The 6,980-nt window shown below is 55.1% G+C and carries 6 protein-coding genes; 4 read left to right on the top strand and 2 right to left on the bottom strand.

Features of this window, described 5'->3' with window-relative positions; all coding sequences use genetic code 11:
* Positions 1-270 precede the first annotated feature (270 nt).
* Together JCM12296_RS31315 and JCM12296_RS31310 are read left to right on the top strand one after the other, a co-directional pair.
* The gene (locus JCM12296_RS31315; protein ID WP_054701314.1) at positions 271-654 is read left to right on the top strand and encodes a hypothetical protein; all 384 of its coding nucleotides are present in this window, start codon (positions 271-273) and stop codon (positions 652-654) included.
* A gap of 44 nt (positions 655-698) precedes the next feature.
* A complete protein-coding gene (locus JCM12296_RS31310; RefSeq protein WP_157068066.1) occupies positions 699-2,708 on the top strand; it encodes a methyl-accepting chemotaxis protein in 2,010 nt (669 codons plus the stop codon).
* A gap of 50 nt (positions 2,709-2,758) precedes the next feature.
* On the opposite strand, the gene JCM12296_RS31305 is transcribed toward JCM12296_RS31310, so the two are convergent.
* Both JCM12296_RS31305 and JCM12296_RS31300 read right to left on the bottom strand, forming a co-directional pair.
* On the bottom strand, positions 2,759-3,784 hold the full coding sequence (locus tag JCM12296_RS31305; protein WP_054701309.1) for an ATP-binding protein: 1,026 nt from the start codon (positions 3,782-3,784) through the stop codon (positions 2,759-2,761).
* A 22-nt stretch (positions 3,785-3,806) separates the two neighbouring features.
* On the bottom strand, positions 3,807-4,997 hold the full coding sequence (locus tag JCM12296_RS31300; protein WP_172684207.1) for a cache domain-containing protein: 1,191 nt from the start codon (positions 4,995-4,997) through the stop codon (positions 3,807-3,809).
* A 344-nt stretch (positions 4,998-5,341) separates the two neighbouring features.
* Here JCM12296_RS31300 and JCM12296_RS31295 point away from each other — a divergent pair, with 344 nt between their 5' ends.
* Together JCM12296_RS31295 and JCM12296_RS31290 are read left to right on the top strand one after the other, a co-directional pair.
* Positions 5,342-6,334: a branched-chain amino acid ABC transporter permease gene (locus JCM12296_RS31295; protein ID WP_218188379.1), complete on the top strand. Its 993-nt coding sequence runs from the start codon at positions 5,342-5,344 to the stop codon at positions 6,332-6,334.
* 52 nt (positions 6,335-6,386) lie between these two features.
* Positions 6,387-6,980: branched-chain amino acid ABC transporter permease (locus JCM12296_RS31290; protein WP_172684206.1), on the top strand; the 594-nt coding region annotated here is incomplete at its 3' end.

Raw genomic sequence — 6,980 nt, 5'->3', positions numbered from 1 at the left:
GGGCTTTTTACGAATCCGTCAGAAGTGCAACTTTTTACGAGTCCATCAAAATTAAACGCCGCCATTCCGGTATATCGGTCCGGGCTTTTCCTTTATTCCGGAATAACGTTGGCGAATCCATCCTTGGTGTTACTTCATAACGCCGCAATATATTGAATATAATAAAAATAATTTTATTTCCACATAGTGGCATATAAGTTGAGAAAGGAGCTTGCCGAGATCTGTCTGAGATGTTGATGAAAAACCGGATGGAAAAGGGGAGGGATATCTTTGCTGCTTTTTACGTCACAACTTGATCGGGTCGACGTCTTCAACCTGTTTGCCGCCATCCTTGCCCACGCGTCCCAGGGGATGCATTTTTTTTCTGATTTGGAGCACATGCGCACATGGTTGAATGTCCCCCCCCGGCGTTTCTCAACGGCCGTACTTCTTCCCACCGATCGTCACATATTAACCCAGCTTGTCCAATTGCAGGATTTTTTCCAGGATCGGAAAGTCATTCTTTCCCTGCCCTGTCCGGATCGCCAAAGCGTTGCCTTGGCCCATCGCCTGCGGCCGATATACATCGCCCGCGACCCCGGAGAACTGTGCAACATTATCCTCATTTTGAGAAAAATATCGCAAACCAACGGATCACAAACCTTTTCGGATTAACTTCGTGTGAGACAAGAAAATCCAAAAACAAGGAGAAACCTGGCATGAGAATGAAATTCAATTGGCACTCAATTTCCTCAAAACTGATTATCGGCGGCGTTACCGCCGTGCTGGTTCCGCTGATCATCGTGGGGTATTTGTCATATTCAAAAGCGCAGACCGCACTTATGGAGATCTCAAAAACTCAGGCCCAGGGCATCGCATCGGACCTTGCCCGCATGACGCACACCATTCTTGCGTCGGAGATGTCCAAGGCCGCTTCCATGGCTTCCCAGCGGCGGGTGATCAAGTTGGCCGCTTTGGTAAAGGCTGAGGGAATTGATGCGGCCCGCGAGCAAGTCAAAGATGTTTTCGAGGCCCTCGGAAACCAGTTTTCCAGAATGGGCAACCACTATCAGGGCATTTTTATCGCGGATGCCGATGGAAAAATTTACGACGGCGTGCTGGACGATGGGAGCGCCTACAAGAACATCGATATTTCCGGCAACGAAGTTTTTATAAAAGTCAGGCAGGACGGCAATGTCGTCGTTAGTGAGATGACTTTTTCCAAAGCCACCGGCAAGCCGGTCACCACGGCCTGTGCGGCTATTAAATCCGAGCAAGGTGCCTTTTTGGGCGTTCTGGGAACGGTTATCAAGGCCGAATATTTCACCGATTTGATTGCCAACCGCAAAATCGGGAACACCGGGTACGGTTTCATGGTCGACCACACGGGGCTCGTCTTGGCCCATCCCCGATCCGAACTCGTCCTCAAAATAGATGCTTCCGGCAGTCCCGAGATGAAAACGTTCATTGATCGAATGATCGCCGGCGAAACCGGTGTGGAGGACTATAATTTTCAAGGTGCCGATAAAATTGCCGGGTTTGCACCGGTGGGGGTGAATGGCTGGTCGGTCGCCTTTACCCAGGACCAGGACGAATTCCTGGCCACCGCCCATCGAATCCGCAACACCAATATTTTCGTCACGGTCATGGCCGGACTGCTTGTGGCCATTGCCGTGCTTTTTTCCGCCCGTTCCATCGTTCGGCCGATCAATGCCGCCGTGGCCGGCCTCAAGGATATCGCCCAAGGCGAGGGCGACCTGACCATGCGTCTTCCGGCCACCAGCCGCGACGAAGTCGGTGAACTGGCTCGCTGGTTCAACACCTTTATTGAAAAGCTTCAAGGGATCATCAAGGACATTGCCGGGGGGGTCCAGACGCTCTCCGCCTCATCCACGGAACTCTCCGCCATCTCCGAGCAGATGACCCAGGGTATCGAGACCGTTACGGACAAATCCAACACCGTCTCCGCCGCTGCCGAGGAGATGAGCGCCAACATGAACAACGTGGCTGCCGCCATGGAGCAGTCCGCCACCAACACCAACATGGTGGCCACGGCCGCCGAAGAGATGTCCGCCACCATCGGGGAAATCGCGCGCAACGCCGAAAAGGCCCGCGGTATCTCCGACGATGCCGCCCACAAGGCCACCAGCGCCTCCAGCAACATGGATCAATTGGGCGTGGCAGCCAACTCCATCGGCAAAGTGATCGAGACCATCACCGACATCAGTGAGCAGGTCAATCTGTTAGCGCTCAATGCCACCATCGAGGCCGCCCGCGCCGGCGAGGCGGGCAAGGGGTTTGCCGTGGTGGCCAACGAGATCAAGGAACTGGCCAAGCAGACCGCCGCCGCGACCCAGGATATCAAGGAAAAAATCGAAGCCATCCAGGGGACCACCACCACCACGGTGGACCAGATCTCCGAAATTACCGAGGTGATTCGGGACGTCAACGATGTCGTGGCCACCATCGCCACGGCCGTCGAGGAACAATCGGCGGCGACCAATGATATCGCCACCAATGTCAGCCAAGCCTCCCAGGGTATCCAGGAGGTCAATGAGAACGTCAACCAGAGCTCCTCCGTGGCCGGCGAGATTTCCAAGGACATTGCCGGGGTCAGCGTTTCCATGAACGAAATGTCCACCAGCAGCGGCCAGGTCAACCTGAGTGCCCAGGAACTCTCCAAACTTTCCGAAAGCCTCAAACAGATGGTCGATCAGTTCAAGGTCTGATTCTTTCTTGCCAACAACGGTGGGAACCCGAAGGCGGCGGTTCCCACCGTTTATTCCGAAACGGTATCCTCGTTTCGATCCATCACGGTCCGGATTTTAAGGGCCAGGTCTTTCAATGAAAACGGCTTTTGGATGAAATTGATGCCTTCATCCAGAATGCCGCGATGCACGATGATGTTGGCCGTGTATCCCGACATGAAAAGATGTTTTGCCTGGGGGCAGATCTGGATCAGCTTTTCGGCCAATTCGCGGCCGTTCATCTCGGGCATGACGACGTCGGTTAAAAACAGACCGATGCCGGTCGCGTTCTCTTTGGCCAGCTGGATCGCCTCTCTGGGTGTCGCCGCCGATAAAATGGTGTACCCCAAATGCCGAAGCATCAGTCCGCCCATTTCCTGGAGCATGGGATCGTCTTCCACCATGAGGATGGTTTCTCCCTGGCTTTGGGGAATGTCGTCAACGGCGGGTAGAATTTCTTCTGCGTTTTCGCCGACATGGTGCGGGAGGTAGATGTTGAAGGCCGATCCGATCTTCGGCTCGCTGTAAAGCTTGATGAAGCCGTTGTTTTGTTTGACGATGCCGTAAACCGTGGAAAGACCCAGGCCGGTGCCGCGACCCAATGCCTTGGTGGTATAGAACGGTTCGAAAATGTGTGTCGCGGTTTCCGGATCCATGCCGCAACCGTTATCGCTGACGGTCAATTGGACATAGTCGCCGGGCATGCAATCGATAATGGCTTTGCACGCCACCTCGTCAAGGGAGATCAGCGCCGTCTTGATGGTAATCGTGCCCACATTGGTGATGGCATCCCTGGCGTTGACACACAGGTTGGCCAGGATTTGATCCAGCTGGCCCGGATCCATTTTTACCCGGCACGGGGTGCCGGTGGGTAGCCATTCCAAGGTAAGGTTTTCGCCGATCAGCCGCTGGAGCATGTTGAGCATGCTGGCGACGGATGCATTCAGATCGAAAACCATCGGTGCCATGGCCTGCTTGCGGGCAAAGGCCAAAAGCTGACGGGTGAGGTTGGCGGAGCGCTCCGCGGCGTCATGAATCCTGCTGAGATGGTTGTGCATCGGATTGGACGAATCAATTTTTTCAACGCCAGTTCGGCATGCCCGAGAATCGCGCCCAGCATGTTGTTGAAGTCGTGGGCAACACCTCCGGCGAGAATGCGACGGCCTCCAGCTTTTGGGATTGGAGCAGTTGTTCCTGAAGCTTCTCGTGCTCTTTCTCGGCCTGCTTGCGGTCGGTGATGTCAAGGTAACTCACCAGGATGCTGTCCTCGATGACGCTGGCGCCAGCCAGCATGGTTCGCATTTTGCCGTCCTTGCACATGATATCGTATTCACTGGGCTCCACGAGGGTGCTGGCCTCCAAGGCAACGTTCACCGCGGTTCGCCAGGCCGCCATCACCGCTTGCCGGTAATCGGGATCCGGATAGGCCAGTTCCCACCATTTCCCGATTGCCGACAGGTCATCGATGGTGTAACCGACTGTCTTTTCAAATGGCTCATTTACTTCGAGAATTCCATCATCCCGTTTGACCAGCATCATCGGCATGGGCGCCATCATGAACAGTTTACGGAAGCGAATTTCACTTTGCTGCAAGGCCGTTTCGGTATGTTGCTGCTCTCTTATGCCCACCAAGCCGCGCCAGGTCAGATAGCCGCTGAGAAGGGCCACGATGGCCAGGATACCGATGCTGACAAGGGTGACTTTTCTATTCAGGGAATCGATCTCGTTCCTGACGTCCGCATAATAGAGGCCGGATCCGATGATCCACCCCCAGGGCTTGAATAACTGGCAATAGGAAACTTTTAGCTGGTTTTGAGCCGCGTTCTTCCGTTCTCGCCACAGGTATTCGATGAAACCGTTTTTTTGCTGTTTCGCCAGTCTGAGAACCTTCTCGATAAGGGCCTTGATTTGCGGATCGGCGAGTGTCGCCACATCACGGTCAACGATGTCCGGGCGGGTGGGATGCATGCGCACACGGCCCTCCAGGCTGAGGATCCAGAAATAATTGTTCATATCCGGGCCGTACCGAAAGGATTTAATCCGCCGCAATGCCCGCTGCTGGGCTTCCGCCAGGGAGATCCGCCCCTGGCTCACATCCGAATCATAGCTTTTCAGAAGATTGTCGAGGGAACGGACCAATTCCTTGGCGGTTTGGCGTTTGTTATCCATCACCGCGCTTTCCATGCGCGGAAGAAGATAAGAAAAGACGGTCATGCCGAACAGGGCGACGCTCAGGCATGCCGGAAGGGCAAAGGTCAAAAATTTTCGCAAGGTTTGTTTCCGCTCCAGGGATGTCATTCGGCCTCCAATTTGATCATGGTGCGCAACGGAACAGCAGCACATGGTACTTTCTTCACGTCTGATTTAGGATTCGGAACGTATTGATTTAGGATTCGGAACGTATGCAATGGCTTCACTTCTTAAAAAAATACATTATATCATGTTCGATTGTTTCCGCCCATGAATCAAACCACCGATAAATAAAATAATGCCACGCCTTGCGCGACCATTTTCCCAATAATTCAATTTTCTCTATGCTCCACCCTTGACCTGCACCGTCGACTATCATAACCTGAACCATTTTTGATCTGAGCTTGTTTCTGCGTGGAGGAACGGTGGGCGGCTTTCAGGATCTCGTGCAGTTCGTGTTTGCGGGTATCACCAGCGGCGCCATTTATGCGCTTATCGCGTTGGGTTTTTGCGTGGTTCACAACACCATCGGCATCGTCAACTTCGTCCAGGTGGACTTTGTCTCCCTGGGCGGCATGTTTTTGTTCAGCGGCCTCTTCTGGAGCGGACTGCCCATGATCGTGGCCTTGCCACTGGCCGTGGTCGCTGTCGTTGTGGTGGGTATCGCCGTCGAACGCCTGGGCATCCGGCCGTCGCGTTCCCAGAACCATCTGGTATTGATTTTCCTTACGATTGGCATCTCCATCACCCTGCGCGGGCTCATGAAACTCGTGTGGGGCAAGAATCGCATGGCCATTCCCCCGCTGATCGATGACACGCCGCTGCGCGTCGCCGGCGCCGCCATCCTGCCCCAGGCCGTTGCCATTCTTTTAATCACCGCGCTGGCCATCGCCGTGTTGGTTCTGTTCTTCCGCTTTACCCGCCTGGGATTGGCCATGCGCGCCGTGGCCTCCAACCCGACCGCCGCCATGGTGGTGGGTATTTCCGTGGGGCGCGTCAAAGCAGCCAGCTTCGCTCTGGCCGGCGGTCTGGGCGGTCTGGCGGGCGTGCTGGTGACCCCCATCACCACGCTAAGTTACGACGTCGGGGTCCTTCTGGGGTTGAAAGGATTCGCCGCCGCGATCCTGGGCGGGTTCGGTTCGTTTCCGGGGGCGATTCTCGCGGTCTGGGCCTGGGGCTTTTGGAATCGTTATCCGCCGGCTACTGGAGCAGTGCCTACAAGGACGTGGCGGCTTTCGTGGTGTTGTTGCTGGTGCTTTTCGTTCGACCCAAGGGACTGTTGGGAAAATAAAATGAAAGAGGTCAGAATCCAGAATACAGGTGCCAGAAAAAAGTGGATATCGCTACGCTCTGCCGATATTTTTGAGATTGAGCCGGAGGCGAATCCACGATTCTGTATTCTGGCTCCTGGCCTCTGAATTCTTGCAAGGACACGACGAACTTAATCGATCATTGTTCCCCTGACCCACGATGCTAACGACTAAAGATAACATCTTATACTTCCTCTATCTGCATCGCACCGGGCTGACCGTGTTCGGCCTTTCCCTGCTGCTTTTGGTTTGGCCGCTGATGGAGCGCAATCCCTACACTCTGGGCCTTTCCAACCTCATCGCGATCTATTCCCTGGTGGTCCTGGGGCTTAACCTGTTTATCGGCTATGCCGGGCAGATCAGCCTGGGACATGCGGCGTTTTTTGCCATCGGTGCCTATGGATCGGCCATCGGTACCACCACCTTGGGATTTCCGGCCTGGCCGGTGATGATGGCCGCGGCCTTGGCCGCCGCCCTGGTGGCCCTGGCGGTCGGCGTGCCGGCCCTGAAGCTCAGCGGTCACTACCTGGCCATGGCCACCCTGGGATTTAATATCGTCGTTTACACGGTTCTCATCCAGTGGGACGCGGTTACCGGTGGCCCCAGCGGCTTTGCCGGCATACCCTATCTGTCCATCGGGCCGTTGGTGTTTGACGACGAATTCCGTTTCCATTATCTGGTGTGGACCTTTACGGTGCTGGCGCTCCTTTTGTGCCTCAATCTGGTGCGCAGCGGCGTGGGGCGCGGCCTGGCG

It is taken from the genome of Desulfosarcina cetonica JCM 12296 (assembly GCF_001311845.1).
Taxonomy (GTDB): domain Bacteria; phylum Desulfobacterota; class Desulfobacteria; order Desulfobacterales; family Desulfosarcinaceae; genus Desulfosarcina; species Desulfosarcina cetonica.
The sequence above is the reverse complement of the archived record's forward strand: the minus strand, read 5'-3'. Positions and strand labels throughout refer to the sequence as shown.